Genomic DNA, 14,016 nt, shown 5'->3' with positions numbered 1-14,016 from the left:
GATCAGTAGAGCAGGCCGGTCAACCGAGCCCGCGCCCGCATCACGCGGGGATCGGTGACGCCGGCGACCTGGAACAGCTCGAGGAGGCGCGTCCGGACCGTGTCCTTGTCCGTCTGGTCGAGCTCGGGGAACATCGTGAGCAGTCGGTCGAAGGCGTCGTCGACGTGTCCGCCGGACAGATCGAGGTCGGCGACCGCCAACTGGGCCTCGAGGTCGTCGGGAGCAGCCGCAGCGCGGCTGCGGATCTCCTCGAGCGTCTTCCCGCCGAGACGGTGCAGGAGTCGCACCTGAGCGAGGCCGGCCACCGCCATGTCGTCCTTCGGGTTCTGCGCGATGGCCTTCTCGTATGCGGCGATGGCGGTGGGGTAGTCCGCTCGTTCGATGGCCTCGTACGCCTCGGCGTGCAACGGCGGGAGGGGTGCTTCCACCGGCTCCGCCTCGGCTGCGGCCGCTCCCTCGGCGACGATGGCACGGCCTGAGACACCGTTCTGTGCGGCCAACTGGAGCAGCTGCTCGATGACCTCACGCACCTGGGACTCGGGGATCGCACCGTTGAACATCGGCACGGGACGACCACCGACGACTGCGACGACCATCGGGATCGACTGGGCCTGGAACGCCTGCGAGAGCTGCGGGTTCGCATCGACGTCGACCTTGGCGAGCACGAATCGACCGGCGTACTCCGCGGCGAGACGTTCGAGTACCGGCGAGAGCTGCTTGCAGGGCCCGCACCATTCGGCCCACAGGTCGATCACGACCGGGACGACGGAGGAGAGTTCGACGACCTGCCCGAATCCGTCGTCCGTCGCGTCGAAGACGAGTGACGGGACCTCGACGGTCTGTCCGGTGGTTGCGCCTGGTGCCTCGGCGGGAGCGCCCGGCTGACCCGGCTGAGCCGGTGCTCCGGCGGGCGGCGCCTGGTGGCGACGCGCGAGGCCGGACAGGTCGACGGCGCCGCGCAGGTGCGCCGCGCTCGGCTCCGCGGCGCTCACGGGAGCTCCGATGCGGCGGTGAGGGTCTGGGTGAAACCGAGCAAAGTGATCTTCTCTCCGGAGTTGACGGCTGGCACGTAGAACAGGAGCTGGTCGCCGTAAGTGGCCTGCGTGCCCTTCGCGCTCTCGGTGATCCCCGAGAGCGCGGCGACAGCACCCTGAGGTTTCACGGTAGCACCGGCGGTGACGACGCTGACCGTCTCACCCTCCTGGACGTTGACCGCCACGATCGCACCCGAGTCGTTGGTCGCCAGTGCGACGTTCGGCCCGGTCCCGGCGGCGGCCGAGAAGGCGATGCTCGCGGTCGTCGGCAGGCCGGCGGCCTTCGTCGCGCGGTCGGCGGCGACCTGCGTGCGGAAGACGTCGCCGTCGGCGTCGAAGAGACCGGCGAACGAACTCGCGTCACCGTTGGTGATGATGTCGGCGTACGCCGCGGCGATCTGCTCGGGTGGCATGACGAGCAGCTTCGAATCCGGCGGGACACTCGCAGCGCCGATCGTCGCCGGAGCCACGTTCTCGAGCCGTGCGCCTTCGAGGAGCTTCTCCGCGTAGACGACCTGGTAGTTCGACCGCGGGTCCTCTTGCGTCATGACGAGGACCGTCGGCGACACCGTCTCGTCCGACTTGTCCTGGATCGCGGTCATCACGGTGCGCGGCCACGCGTCGGTCGCCTGCGGCAGGGTGAGGGTGACGGGCGACGCCGGGATGGGCGTCGCACCGGCGGCGTCGGCGACCTTCGCACGGAGGGCGTAGTTCGCGGTGCGTTCCGCGAGCGCCGGACCGGCGAACCGGACCGCTGCGGCGGTGCCGTCGAGCGCGGCGTCGGCCTCGGAGGCAGCGGTCGAGATGCGCGACACGATGCGCTCCACCTGCGGAACGGTGACGACGGGGGCAGCGAAGTCCTGATCCTGGCTGTCAGCCGGGAGGTCGGTCGCAGTCACCGTCGGCGTCGGGGACGGCGCACCGATCGTGGGCCAGTAGTCCTGCGAACATCCGCTCAGCCCGAGCGTCCCGACGAGGACGAGGGGCACCCCGATCACCAGGGAACGGCGGAGCGGACCGCCCTTGGTCTTGCCGGCGCCGAGCTCTCGGGGACGACGCGGCTTCGGCTGTCTCGACATCTTGGTGAGGCCCTTCTGTCCTTGGCCGGGACCCTTGCGGCGCGGGCCGCGGGAGCGACGCATCCGCTGGATGCCCGAGAGGTACAACACGATGCCGGCCAGCAGGACGACGATGCCGCCCGCGATCAGCGGCCCCGCCCACGGTGTGGCGTTGTCGAGCGGCCAGGAGAGGCGGAGGGAGTCTGGGGCGGCCGCGCTGCCGTCGGTCGCGATGAGGACGTCGATGTCCTTCGGAAGGTTCACCGTCGCGATGACGGCGCCCGCCTCGTCGTACTCACCGAGCCAGAGGTCCGACCCGCGCGGGTCGGGACCCTTGTCGTCGGTGGGGGTGGCTGCGGTCGGCTCCGGGGAGGGAGCGGTCGAGGGCTGGTCGCTCGGTGACGCGTCGCCGTCGTCCGTGGAGCCGTCGGCGTCTGGGACGACGCTCGTCGTCGTCAGCGCGGTCCCGGCACTGTTCACGCCGACCCGGCTGTACGGCTCGTCCCCCAGCCAGGCGGTGATGTCGTCCGCGCGTCCGTAGCTCATGAACACCTGTGTGTCACCGCCGGCACTCGCGACGATGGACTGCGCACCCGGCTGCGACTGCAGCACACTCCCGGGGACGACGATGAAGCGGTCGCCGTCGTCCACCGTCGCCGACAGGCTGAACGTGCCCGGTTGGAGGAACACGGTCCGTTGCGCGATGCCGGTCACGATCATGACGGCAGCCACGACGAACGCGGCGATGGCGAGAACGAAACGCACGGAATACTCTCCTCTGGCGCCGGGGACGACGCGGGTGATCATGCGCCCGACGGGCTCCGGCGGGTCGGGCCGGCACGAGACGCAGGTGGTTCAGGCTATCGGACGTGACTGGGAGGCGGCTAGACGGCCGCTGAACGATCGGGCGTCGGCCACTCCGTCGGCAGCGGTAACGCCTCGGGGTGCACCGCTGCCACGATCTCGGTGAGGACGCGTCGGGTCTGGCTCTCCCCCACCCAGAGGTGCTTCGCGCCGTCGACCGGTACGAGTGTCGCCCGAGGGAGGACGTTGAAGCGCTCCGCCGCCTCCGGTGGCCGGAGGAAGTCGTCGAACTCCGGGACGAGCACGATCATCGGGCGTTCGTCGTCGGCCCATGCGCGCAACTCGTCTTCGGTGGTCCGATGGAGCGGCGGCGAGAGGAGGATCACCCCGTCGACGGCCGCCTCGCGTCCGTACTTCAACGCCAACTCGGTTCCGAACGACCACCCGAGCAACCAGGGGTGCGGGAGTCCGCGCTCCGCGACGAAGGCCAACGCGGCCTCGACGTCCGCCCGTTCAGCCACGCCGCCGTCGAAAGCGCCGTCGCTCGTCCCGCGCGGCGACGAGGTCCCCCGCGTGTTGAACCGGAGGACGGCGACCCCCGCCAGGGCCGGCAGGCGCGCGGCGGCCTTGCGGAGCACATGGGAGTCCATGAATCCGCCGGCGGTCGGCAGCGGGTGCAGGGTCACCAGGGTCGCGACGATCGGGCCGTCCGCCGGCACGGCGAGTTCGCCGACGAGGGTCAGGCCGTCGCTGGTGCGCAGCTCGATGTCCTCGCGGACGGCGGGCAGCTCGGTCCCGCCGCGGATCTCGATGGTGTCGGTCATGGGGTGTCTCCTCCTCGGAGCGGAACGTTCGCGTCACCGGTCGACCGGACCGGGCTCAACGGATCCGCCAACAACGGTCATGCCAATGGCGACGGGCGGCGATGTCCGCCTGATCCCCCAGCACCCCGTCCGCACGCCAGGTCACCACGTGCGCGGTACCGGGCGGGATCGTCTGCCCGCAGCCCGGGCAGATGTAGGTCTTCTGTGCGCTGGAACCGGACACCGGCTGGACATGCCAGGAACCGTCCCGGTGGTCCTCGGTGCGCTTCCACCCCGCCAGCAGCCGGTCGAGCCCGTTGCCCTCGTCGTCGCCTGGCCGAGGCCGATGGCGGTGATGTCGAGGCATGGGTCAAGTCTAGGCACAGCCTCTCCGACACCCGTCGAGCGGGCGCGCGGGTCGGATCAGTACCAGCCGTTCGACTCCGAATGGGCCCACGCACCGCACGGAGTGCTGTAGCGGCTCGTGATGTACCCGAGCCCCCAGGTGATCTGCGTGGCCGGGTTGGTCGCCCAGTCCGCACCTGCGGAAGCCATCTTCGAGCCCGGCAGCGCCTGCGGGATACCGGTCGCGCCGGAACTCGCGTTGTACGCGTACACGTTCCAGCCGGACTCACGGTTCCAGAGGGACACGAGGCAGCTGTACTCGCCCTCTCCCCAGCCGTTCGCCATCACCATGTCATAGGCGATGGCCTGAGCCGTACCCGGGTCGGGCGTTCCCGCCGCGGGAGCACTGCCCGACGAGGAGCCCTTGTCCGTCGCGGCCGGAGCGGCCACGGGTGGCGGCGGGGGCGGCGGGGCGACGACCTCGTAGCTGTCGCGAGCGAAGGTGTACTGGAAGTTCGAGCTGGCCACCACCGACTGCGCGGCGTTCCCGCCGAACTGTGCCTGCTTCTCAGCGTAGGAGGATGCCACCACGCTCGAGGTCGGGTCGACCATCGTCACCGCCACGAAGCCGAACGCCGCAGTGGCCGCGAAGATCCCGAGGACCTTCTTGCCACGCGAACGCGGACGACGGTAGGACTGAACAGCCTTGCCGGAGTTCGGCTGGGCTGATGGTTTCCATGGAGTCACGTCAGTTGAGTGTTGAGGCACGATGCATCGATGGTAGCCGAGAACACCGGAACAGGCCACCGCAGAGGAGGACCCTCAGCGAACCGCCAGCATGACGTCGACGACGCTGTCGAGCAGGGCGTCGACCTGCGACTCGCGATAGCCGGCCCATTCATTACGGAACACGGCGGTCCGCACACGGTCGACACTGAGCGGCGTCCCGTCGTGGAAGTAGGCGACGAGGCGGTCGGCTAAAGCGTCGACGTCCTTCCGGCTGTACCCCCGCGCGAGGAAACTCACCCGGTTGAACCGTTGACCCTCGGGACGGGTCAGCCGGTTGAGGATGACCTGCGCGGTGCCACGGGCGTCGCGAAGCCACTCCTTCGCGCCTCGCTCCTCCACGGACCGCTCGCGCTCCCGGAGGGAGAAGGCGTCCTCGAGGCGCTCCAGCGCGGCATCGACGTGCTCGGTGCTGTACCCACCGCGCACCAGTCGAAAGGCCACCTGACGGATGTCCCCAGCGGACAGCAGCGTGTCGGCGTCGGCCTCGGCGTCCTGTGCGTAGGCCGCGCGAGCGCGGTCGAGGAATTCGTCGACCTCGGCCGGATCGTAGCCACGCTTCGAACGCTTGGAGGTGGGGAAGATCGTGCTCACCGGACCATTCTCCCCCATCACGGACTGATCAGGCGAAACCGAGCTGGCCGACGGCTCAACTCGCGAGCCCGCCGAAGAGCAGGTAGACCACGTAGGCGACGACGGCCGAGGGCAGGATGGAGTCGAGTCGATCCAGGAATCCACCGTGCCCGGGAAGCCACGAACTCATGTCCTTCACGCCGATGTCGCGTTTGATGAGCGACTCGGCGAGGTCGCCGACCGTCGCGCTCCCGAGGAGCAGGAGACCGAGGAGGACGCCCACCCACCACGGGACGCCGAGCATCAGGATGGCGAGGAGGACACCTGCCACGACCGCCGCGACACCGGCCCCGGCGAAGCCCTCCCACGTCTTGTTCGGGCTGATCACGGGCGCCATCTTGTGCTTGCCGAAGGACAGACCGCTCGCGTAGGCGCCGACATCGACGCAGATGACGAGGATCAGGAAGGCGAGCGTCCACCACTCGCCGTCCGGTTGGGCGACGAGGTAGACGGCGAAGGACGCGAGGAACGGCACGTAGACCTGGATGAAGGTCCCCGATGCCAGATCGCGGACGAGTGTCGGGAGATCCGTGCGCCTGGTGGCGATGAGCTGCTCGGCCACCCGCCAGACGATGACCAGCAGGATGCCGAGGAGGACGACAGACCACCGCCACACGTCGTGCAGGAAGAAGGCGGCCGGTTGCATGGCGACCGCCGAGATCACCGTCGGGATCGCCGGAACCCGACGGCCGGTGTGCTCCAGGGCCTTGCGCAGTTCCAGTGTTGCGAAGGCCACGACGGCCGACGCGAGCACCACGAAGATCACCTTGAAGATGATGAGGCTCACGAGCATGATGCCGCCGGCTGCCACCCCGATGAGGATGGCGTTGACCAGGTTGCGGCCGACACGGGCTTCGATGCGCTCGTTCGTCGCGTCGAACTGCGCCTTCGTAGCCTGGACCTGGCGCTCGATGTCGGCTCTGGTGACCTCGACCTGGCGCTCGAACTTCGCCCGACGGTCCTTCAGCTGCGACCGCAGCTCCTGCGGTCCGACCTTGCCGGCTTTGCCGGGTTCCGGCGTCGCCGGTTCAGTCGACCGCCCGGAAGCGACATCGTCTTCCACAGGTACCTCCAGCGGGCCGGCCGTCGATCGATTGACCGGGCGGCGAACGGAATCAGCAGACGGACAGCGGCTCAGATCGAGAGCAGCTCGGTCTCCTTGGCCTTCAGCGCGGCGTCGACGGCGTCGATGTGCGACTTGGTGACGGCCTCGAGCTCCTTCTCCCCGCGCGCGACGTCGTCATCCCCGACCTCGCTCTTGAGGGCTTCGAGGTCGTCCTTGCCCTTGCGACGGATGTTCCGGATGGAGACCTTGGCGTCTTCGCCCTTACCGCGGACGATCTTCACGTACTCCTTGCGACGCTCGGCGGTCAGCTCCGGCATCGTGACCCGGATGACCGTGCCGTCGTTCGTCGGATTGGCGCCGAGGTTCGGGATGTCCCGGATCGCCTGCTCGATGTCGCGCAGCGCGGTCTTGTCGTAGGGTGTCACGACGATGGTGCGCGCCTCCTGGTTCTGCAGGGAGGCGAGCTGGGCGAGCGGGGTCGGCGTGCCGTAGTAGCTCACCAGCACCTTCTGGAACAGCTGGGGGTTGGCGCGACCCGTACGCACCGTGGCGAAGTCATCCTTCGCGGCCTCGACGGCCTTCGACATCCGGGTACCAACATCCGAGAGGACATCCGCGATCACGAGCACTCCTTTGATTGCATTACTGGGTTCAGTCTAGTCGGGCGACGACGCAGAGCCGGGCCGCCCTGCCGCCTACGCCGAGGTGACGAGGGTGCCGATCGCGGCGCCACGGATGGCTGCCGTCACGTTCCCGGCGGGTTCCATGCCGAAGACCCGCATCGGCATCCCGTTGTCCATGCAGAGGCTGAACGCCGTCGAGTCGACGACCTTGAGGCTCTGCTGGAGTGCCTCTTGGTAGGAGATCGTGTCGATCTTCGTCGCGGTCGGGTCGACGCGCGGGTCGGCGGTGTAGACCCCGTCGACACCGTTCTTCGCGACGAGCACCTCGACAGCGCCGATCTCCAGCGCGCGCTGCGCCGAGACGGTGTCGGTCGAGAAGTAGGGCAATCCGGCGCCGGCGCCGAAGATCACGACGCGACCCTTCTCGAGGTGTCGCTCGGCGCGGAGTGGAATGTACGGCTCGGCGACCTGCGTCATGGCGATGGCGGACTGCACGCGGGTCGCGGCGCCGGCCTGCTCCAGGAAGTCCTGGAGTGCGAGGGCGTTCATCACCGTTCCGAGCATGCCCATGTAATCGGCTCGCCCGCGGTCCATCCCGCGCTGGCTGAGCTCCGCGCCACGGAAGAAGTTGCCTCCTCCGACGACCACGGCGACCTCGACCTCGGCGGTCGCTTCGGCGATCTCCCGGGCGATCGACCCGACGACGTCAGGATTGACGCCCAGCTGGCCGCCTCCGAACGCCTCACCTGACAGCTTGAGCAGTACCCTGCGCTTCTTCTCCGGCATCCGCCTGTCCTCCCTCGTCCCTCACACAACCTAGTGCCCGGAGCCACGCCCTGTCCGCGACAAGCGGCGACTCCTCGGCTGGATCGTCACCGATCCGGCATGCACGGGTATGCCCGTGCACGCAAAGGGGTCCGGATCGCCACTGGCGATCCGGACCCCGTCACAACTGCTACGCGCCGACCTTGAAGCGGGCGAACCCGGTCACGGTGAGGCCCGCGTCAGCGAGCACCTTCTGCACGGACAGCTTGTTGTCCTTGGCATAGTCCTGCTCGAGGAGCGCCACCTGCTTGAAGTACGAGGTCACTCGGCCTTCGACGATCTTCGGCAGAGCCGCCTCGGGCTTGCCCTCGTTCTTCGAGATCTCGGTGACGATCTCGCGCTCCTTCTCGACCTCGTCGGCCGGGACGTCGTCGCGGCTGAGGTAGGACGGGTTGGCGAAGGAGATGTGCTGCGCGATGCTGCGAGCCGTCTCCGCGTCGTCACCCGTGTAGCCGACGACCACGCCGACCTGCGCGGGCAGGTCCTTGTTGGTCTTGTGGAGGTACACGGCGAAGTGCTCGCCCTGGACCACCGCGAGGCGGCGGAGTTCGAACTTCTCACCGATGATCGCTGCGGAGTCCGCGATGACCTCGGCGACGGTCTTGCCGTCGGCCGGAGCCGCGTTCCCCTCCTCGACGGTGGTCGCGCCGGCGGCGACGACCGCGTCGAGGACGAGGTCGGCGAGGGCGAGGAACTTCTCACCCTTCGCGACGAAGTCGGTCTCGCAGGCGAGCTCGATGAGGGTGGCGGTGTCGCCGTTCTCCTTCGCGGCGACGAGGCCCTCGCTCGTGGAGCGGTCGGCACGCTTCGCGTTGCCCTTCGCACCCTTGAGGCGGAGGATCTCGGTCGCCTTCTCGACGTCGCCATCGGCTTCGACGAGAGCGTTCTTGGTGTCGACCATGCCGGTGCCGAGCTGCTCGCGCAGCACCTTCAGGTCAGCAAGAGAAAAGTTTGCCATTGCTGGTGATCTCCTTGATTACTTCTCGTCGGCGACGGGCTCAGCTGCAGCTGCACCCGCGGCGTCGTCGGCGGACTCGGTTGCGGCGACCTCGACGTCTTCGACGGCGGGGGCGGACTCGACGGCGTCGGTCGCGGCGATCGCCTCATCGGCGACCTTCGCGGTCTCGGCGGAACCCTGCTCGCCACCCTGGAGCAGCTCCTGCTCCCACTCGGCGAGCGGCTCGGCCGGGGCGTCACCCTCGGTCGGCTTCTGGTGGCGCTGGATGAGCCCCTCGGCGGCGGCGTCGGCGATGATGCGCGTCAGCAGGCCGACGGAACGGATCGCGTCGTCGTTACCCGGGATCGGGTAGGTGACCTCGTCGGGGTCGCAGTTGGTGTCGAGGATGCCGATGACGGGGATGCCGAGCTTGCGCGCCTCGTCGATCGCGAGGTGCTCCTTCTTCGTGTCGACGACCCAGAGGGCGGACGGCGTCTTCGAGAGGTTGCGGATACCACCGAGCGACTTGTGGAGCTTGTCCAGCTCGCGCTTCTTGATGAGGAGTTCCTTCTTGGTGAAGCCGCTCTTGGAGGCGTCTTCGAAGTCGAGCTCCTCGAGCTCCTTCATGCGGGCGAGTCGCTTCGACACCGTCTGGAAGTTGGTGAGGAGGCCACCGAGCCAACGCTGGTTGACGTAGGGCTGGCCGACGCGCGTCGCCTGCTCGGCGATGACTTCCTGCGCCTGCTTCTTCGTTCCGACGAAGAGGATGGTGCCACCGTGGGCGACCGTCTCCTTGACGAAGTCGAAGGCCTGGTCGATGTAGCCGAGCGACTGCTGCAGGTCGATGATGTAGATGCCGGAACGCTCGGTGAAGATGAAGCGCTTCATCTTCGGGTTCCAACGGCGGGTCTGGTGCCCGAAGTGCACGCCGCTGTCGAGCAGCTGGCGGATGGTTACGACGGCCATGAGCCGTTCTCCTGTTCTGCGCTCGCCACCGCACCGCTGGCGCGGACGGGTGGGAGTGCCTCGGTTGTCTGACGGACCGGATGGCCTCGTCCCTGGTGCCCGGCGCACGTCCGCCACGCTCCGGAGAGCGAGGACCGATTGGAAGTGGAGGCCGAAATGGCACGCGTAGTCACCCCGACGAGCGAGGTGCTCCGTTCAGCATAGCAGCAGGTCACCGTGACGACCGCGCTCCACAAGCGCCTCGACATCTCGCGCTCTGCGCTCCCCCGATCCCCTGAAGAACCAGGGTGTCCCACTTCCGGGAGCCTCGGATGATGACCATCTCCATCGCGCTCCGCCTGCTCTCCGTCTGCCTGCTGCTCGGCACGCCGTCGAGTGGTTCCGCGGTGACACCGCCCTGGTCCTGGCCCGTCGCTCCCCCGCACCCGGTCGTCGCCCCCTTCGTCGCTCCTCCGGATCCATACTCGGCGGGCCATCGCGGAATCGACATCGCGGCGAGTCCAGGAGCGCAGGTCTTGGCAGCGGCCGCCGGCGTCGTGACCTTCAGCGGGACGGTGGTCGACCGCCCGCTGGTCGTGATCCGGCACGACGACGGACACGTCTCCAGCATCGAGCCGGTCGTCGGCTCGGTCGAGGTCGGGAGCTCCGTGGCCCGCGGAGCGCAGATCGGGACGGTCGGCACGGGCGGGCATTGCGCGGACGGCTGCGTGCACTTCGGGGTCCGGCTCGACGGCGTCTACGTCAACCCGATGCTGCTGCTCGGCGAGGTGCCACCGGCCGTCCTGCTCCCGCTGACAGCGACGGCGGCGGCTCAGGCCCGTGGGTGGGCGCTGCGGTAGCTCTCCTTGATGCGCTCGACGGAGACGTGCGTATAGATCTGCGTCGTCGCGAGGCTGGCGTGACCCAGGAGTTCCTGGACCGCTCGGAGGTCTGCCCCGCCGTCGAGGAGGTGCGTCGCCGCGGTGTGACGCAGGGCGTGGGGTCCCGCCGGGCCGCCGCCTGGCACGGCGTCGAGGAGCCGGGCGACGAGCGTGTAGACGGAGCGCGAGCCGAGTCGGCCACCGCGGGCGCCGAGGAACAGGGCCGCGCCGGGCGCCGGGCGACCGTCGCCCGAGCGGGCCCGAGCCGCGAGCTGCGGTCGAGCGCTCGTGAGGTAGTCGACGATCGCCGACTGCGCGGGGACACCGAACGGCACCACGCGCTCCTTGTCACCCTTCCCGGTCACGCGGACGGTGAGTCGGTCGAGATCGAGGTCGTCCCGGTCGAGGCCGCAGAGCTCGGAGACGCGCAGCGCCGACGCGTACAGCAGTTCGACGACGGCGAGGTCACGGAGCGCGTTCGGTTCCCCCGACGCTGCACGGTCCTCGAGCCCGGCGAGCAGCTCGTCGAAGGGCCCACGTCCGACGACCCGGGGAAGGGTCCGACCGGTCTTCGGGCTCCGGAGGCGCGCCGCGACGTCCGCCTCGATCCTGCCCGTCCGGAGGAGCCAGGCGCTCCAGGCCTTGGCCGTGGCGGTTCGTCTGGCGAGCGTCGCCTTGGACGAGCCCGATTCGGACGCCATCCAGAGCCAGTCACGCAGGAGGTCGAGGGTCACACCGCTCACGTCGTCGATGTCGCGTCCGCTGGCGAAGTCGGCGAGCTGCCGGAGATCGGATGCGTAGGCGCGAACGGTCTGCGGCGACAGCCGACGCTCGGAAGCGAGGTGCTCCGAGAACCCATCGATGCTGCTCCAGATGTCCACGTGGACAGCATGCCCCACGCGTCCGACGCCGTGGCCTTCCCCCGCCGACCGATCACCTCACGCCCGTCCGCCGACGAGCACCCACCCTCGTTCGCGTTCCTCGACGGCCCCGGCGAGATCGAGCGCACCGAGCACGCTGGTCACCTCACGAGGACTCAGACCACTCGCTTTCGCAAGCGCCTCGACGGTACACGGCGAGCGAGCGCTCATCACATCACGGACCCGGCGTTCCTCCGGTGAGGCGAACGCCTGCGCGTCCGCGTCGACCGCGGTCCACCCGGCGAGCTCCGCCATCTGCGCGGCGTTCGTCACGCAGATGGCGGCGTACTCACGAATCAGCCGGTGACAGCCCGCCGACGACGGACTCGTGACCGGGCCGGGTTTTGAGTCGAGCCAGTTAGCCGGTCTTAACTCCCCGCGGGTAACCTACCCTTGGCGTTCGGAGACTTTCTGGGCAACCTTAGGCGCCGTCGGCGGGATCATACTTACCTCGATCGCTTCCTCGATCGGCGAGAGAGTCGTCGCACATTTCGTACCGAAAGTCGCAGCGCCCTGCTCGGATACCCCCACGCGACTCGAATATGATCACGGGATCAACTCCGGACTCCAACTGCTGCAGCGTCCCTCAACCTCATCCGGATGCTTCACCTCCACGGGAACTGAAGTATTCGAGGGGCAGGACTTCAGTGGTCTTCTTGGGTGGCGCAACCTCCCAGATGGATAGCAAGACAACGTCTCCGTGAAGATGCTCCTGCCGAATGGGGTCGCCCTGGTCCCCGACACTAGCGTCCTTGCGAACGGCAAGGACCCAGACGGCGTCCCCATCAGCGATGGACTCGTAACATCCGGTGTCGATGTCAGTTCGTACGCACCAGGCGGTAACTTCCTCATACAATTCACGCTTCAATTCCCGGCGGCTGCAACAGCGCCGTGCGGGACGAGTGAGATGCCGATAGCCGTCCACCGGTTCGCGTTCGATGAGCCCGAGGTTCGCGAAACAGTCTCGATTACTGTGCATCGGACCTGCTGACACCAAACCCAGCGTTGAAGACGCGGACAGTAGCCGACTGAGTTTCTTCGTCGTGACGCTGGACGACCTTCCAACCTCGGCGGCATGCTATCAGGGACGGTATTCTCTGATCGTGACCGGTATTCTCACAAGGACACCCCCCGCCGACGTCCTCGACGCACTGCGAAGTGAAGTGAGGTTTCATTGCCCCGTTGCGACGGCGGAGGGCATTTGCGGCAGCCCCTACTTGTCCTGGCACCACTTCGATCCTCCTTGGCACAAGGAGCACCATCATCGAGTGGATGGAATGATCGCTCTGTGCAGAGAACACGCTGACAAGGCTGATAACGGCTCGTACACAAACGACCAGCTGCGCCGATTTAAGCAGATGGGACCGGAATCAGCGGCTGCGATTCGAGGCGAGTTTGGCTGGATGCGGAACAAAATCGTCGCGCATCTAGGGGGCAACTTCTACGTTGACACGCCGATACTCGTCGCGATGACCGGCCTTCCTCTCATCTGGTTCGAGCGGAACGAGTACGGCGAACTCATGCTGAATTATGGGCTCCGTGACGAGGCAGTCATCACCAACAACAGTTGGGTGGTACCACAACACGAGCTCGAGCAGGTGATCTGCAAGCCTGGCGGTCGCTCACTCGATGTCCGCCACAAGAGCGGTGCTCGTTTCGCCGTTACGTTCACGGAACATCCAAATCTCGCGTCGTTCGCAACACGTTTTCCACGGCTTCGTCAGGCTGCGATTCCGCTCGAAGTCAACAGCTTCCCAGTGACGGTGGTTGATCTGACTAGCGTCGGCTGTGCGGGATCGTTCCAACTACATCCAGGCTGGACCGTGCTCCCCAATGGAACAAAACTTCAGAACCACTGGTTCTTCGGCGGAAAGGTGGGTTTGGAACTGGCTCTCTCCTACTTCCCACCTGGCCTCCGCTTTGACCAGTTGGAGTCGCTGGCGGCTGCCAGGGAGTCCATGAACTGGAGAAACCGCCGGCGCTGACCTACGGAGATGCGTTAGAAGCCTCACAGTTGAGTAGGAACCTACGCCGAGGATGATGGCACTTGGAAGACGAACCCGACGTCGGCGTCTGGGGCTTCTGCAGCTCGCTCACCCCTGGTTCCGGGCCCTCGGTCGCCATCGACAGCTTCGCGGACGAGTTCAGCGTGTGGCCGCACCAGATGAACGGCGAGGTGTTCTCGATGGCCGAGGACGGCGTCGACGAGGCGAAGGCCTGGTTAGAGGGCTGAGCTCCGCGCGACTGACTCCCCTGTGCCAGACCCGGCCGTGTCATCTAAACCGGGGACTCCTTCGTCGTCGGCCACTAGTACGACCGCGCAGTCCACGGGCAGATCGAGGCCTACCAGCCCGAA

General features: G+C 67.7%; 16 protein-coding genes. 3 read left to right on the top strand and 13 right to left on the bottom strand.

Annotated elements, in window-relative coordinates; all coding sequences use genetic code 11:
* Window positions 1-2: 2 nt before the first annotated feature.
* The 11 genes from ITJ57_RS09030 to rpsB all read right to left on the bottom strand — a co-directional run bounded on the left by ITJ57_RS09030 (window position 3) and on the right by rpsB (window position 9,880).
* Entirely contained in the window at window positions 3-992 is a 990-nt protein-coding gene (locus ITJ57_RS09030; RefSeq protein ID WP_194669731.1) for a tetratricopeptide repeat protein, read from the bottom strand.
* Window positions 989-2,857: a hypothetical protein gene (locus ITJ57_RS09025; protein WP_194669730.1), complete on the bottom strand. Its 1,869-nt coding sequence runs from the start codon at window positions 2,855-2,857 to the stop codon at window positions 989-991. Before ITJ57_RS09025 ends, ITJ57_RS09030 begins: the two co-directional genes overlap by 4 nt.
* Before the next feature lie 119 nt (window positions 2,858-2,976).
* Window positions 2,977-3,720 carry an alpha/beta hydrolase gene (locus tag ITJ57_RS09020; protein WP_194669729.1) on the bottom strand — a complete coding sequence of 248 codons (744 nt, stop codon included), beginning with the start codon at window positions 3,718-3,720 and terminating at the stop codon, window positions 2,977-2,979.
* Window positions 3,721-3,775: 55 nt separating this feature from the next.
* On the bottom strand, window positions 3,776-4,066 hold the full coding sequence (locus ITJ57_RS09015) for a hypothetical protein (protein ID WP_194669728.1): 291 nt from the start codon (window positions 4,064-4,066) through the stop codon (window positions 3,776-3,778).
* Between the two features lie 56 nt (window positions 4,067-4,122).
* Entirely contained in the window at window positions 4,123-4,791 is a 669-nt protein-coding gene (locus tag ITJ57_RS09010) for a lytic transglycosylase domain-containing protein (protein WP_200921020.1), read from the bottom strand.
* Window positions 4,792-4,866: 75 nt separating this feature from the next.
* Window positions 4,867-5,424 (bottom strand): DivIVA domain-containing protein, encoded by a 558-nt coding sequence (locus ITJ57_RS09005; RefSeq protein WP_370582281.1) that lies wholly within the window; start codon window positions 5,422-5,424, stop codon window positions 4,867-4,869.
* 55 nt (window positions 5,425-5,479) lie between these two features.
* Window positions 5,480-6,526 carry a phosphatidate cytidylyltransferase gene (locus ITJ57_RS09000; RefSeq protein ID WP_194669726.1) on the bottom strand — a complete coding sequence of 349 codons (1,047 nt, stop codon included), beginning with the start codon at window positions 6,524-6,526 and terminating at the stop codon, window positions 5,480-5,482.
* A gap of 71 nt (window positions 6,527-6,597) precedes the next feature.
* Window positions 6,598-7,152: a ribosome recycling factor gene (gene frr, locus ITJ57_RS08995; protein ID WP_056006819.1), complete on the bottom strand. Its 555-nt coding sequence runs from the start codon at window positions 7,150-7,152 to the stop codon at window positions 6,598-6,600.
* A gap of 72 nt (window positions 7,153-7,224) precedes the next feature.
* A complete protein-coding gene (gene pyrH, locus ITJ57_RS08990; RefSeq protein ID WP_194669725.1) occupies window positions 7,225-7,938 on the bottom strand; it encodes a UMP kinase in 714 nt (237 codons plus the stop codon).
* Window positions 7,939-8,107: 169 nt separating this feature from the next.
* The gene (gene tsf, locus ITJ57_RS08985; protein WP_194669724.1) at window positions 8,108-8,935 is read right to left on the bottom strand and encodes a translation elongation factor Ts; all 828 of its coding nucleotides are present in this window, start codon (window positions 8,933-8,935) and stop codon (window positions 8,108-8,110) included.
* Between the two features lie 18 nt (window positions 8,936-8,953).
* Window positions 8,954-9,880 (bottom strand): 30S ribosomal protein S2, encoded by a 927-nt coding sequence (gene rpsB, locus ITJ57_RS08980; protein WP_056006828.1) that lies wholly within the window; start codon window positions 9,878-9,880, stop codon window positions 8,954-8,956.
* A 314-nt stretch (window positions 9,881-10,194) separates the two neighbouring features.
* Between rpsB and ITJ57_RS08975 the strand changes: the two genes are divergently transcribed.
* Window positions 10,195-10,719, top strand: coding sequence for a murein hydrolase activator EnvC (locus tag ITJ57_RS08975; protein WP_228506553.1), 525 nt, complete (start codon window positions 10,195-10,197; stop codon window positions 10,717-10,719).
* On the opposite strand, the gene ITJ57_RS08970 is transcribed toward ITJ57_RS08975, so the two are convergent.
* Complete coding sequence (locus tag ITJ57_RS08970; RefSeq protein ID WP_194669722.1) at window positions 10,692-11,621, bottom strand: tyrosine recombinase XerC; 930 nt, start codon at window positions 11,619-11,621, stop codon at window positions 10,692-10,694. The two genes, ITJ57_RS08975 and ITJ57_RS08970, sit on opposite strands and share 28 nt — an antisense overlap.
* 57 nt (window positions 11,622-11,678) lie before the next feature.
* A complete protein-coding gene (locus ITJ57_RS08965) occupies window positions 11,679-11,933 on the bottom strand; it encodes a hypothetical protein (RefSeq protein ID WP_194669721.1) in 255 nt (84 codons plus the stop codon).
* A gap of 830 nt (window positions 11,934-12,763) precedes the next feature.
* Here ITJ57_RS08965 and ITJ57_RS08960 point away from each other — a divergent pair.
* Window positions 12,764-13,645: a hypothetical protein gene (locus ITJ57_RS08960; protein WP_194669720.1), complete on the top strand. Its 882-nt coding sequence runs from the start codon at window positions 12,764-12,766 to the stop codon at window positions 13,643-13,645.
* Between the two features lie 62 nt (window positions 13,646-13,707).
* Window positions 13,708-13,893 (top strand): hypothetical protein, encoded by a 186-nt coding sequence (locus tag ITJ57_RS08955; RefSeq protein WP_194669719.1) that lies wholly within the window; start codon window positions 13,708-13,710, stop codon window positions 13,891-13,893.
* Window positions 13,894-14,016 lie beyond the last annotated feature (123 nt).

Origin of the sequence: Plantibacter sp. VKM Ac-2880 (assembly GCF_015351235.1) — a bacterium.
GTDB lineage: Bacteria > Actinomycetota > Actinomycetes > Actinomycetales > Microbacteriaceae > Plantibacter.
This window is presented reverse-complemented; position numbering and strand designations above follow the sequence as displayed.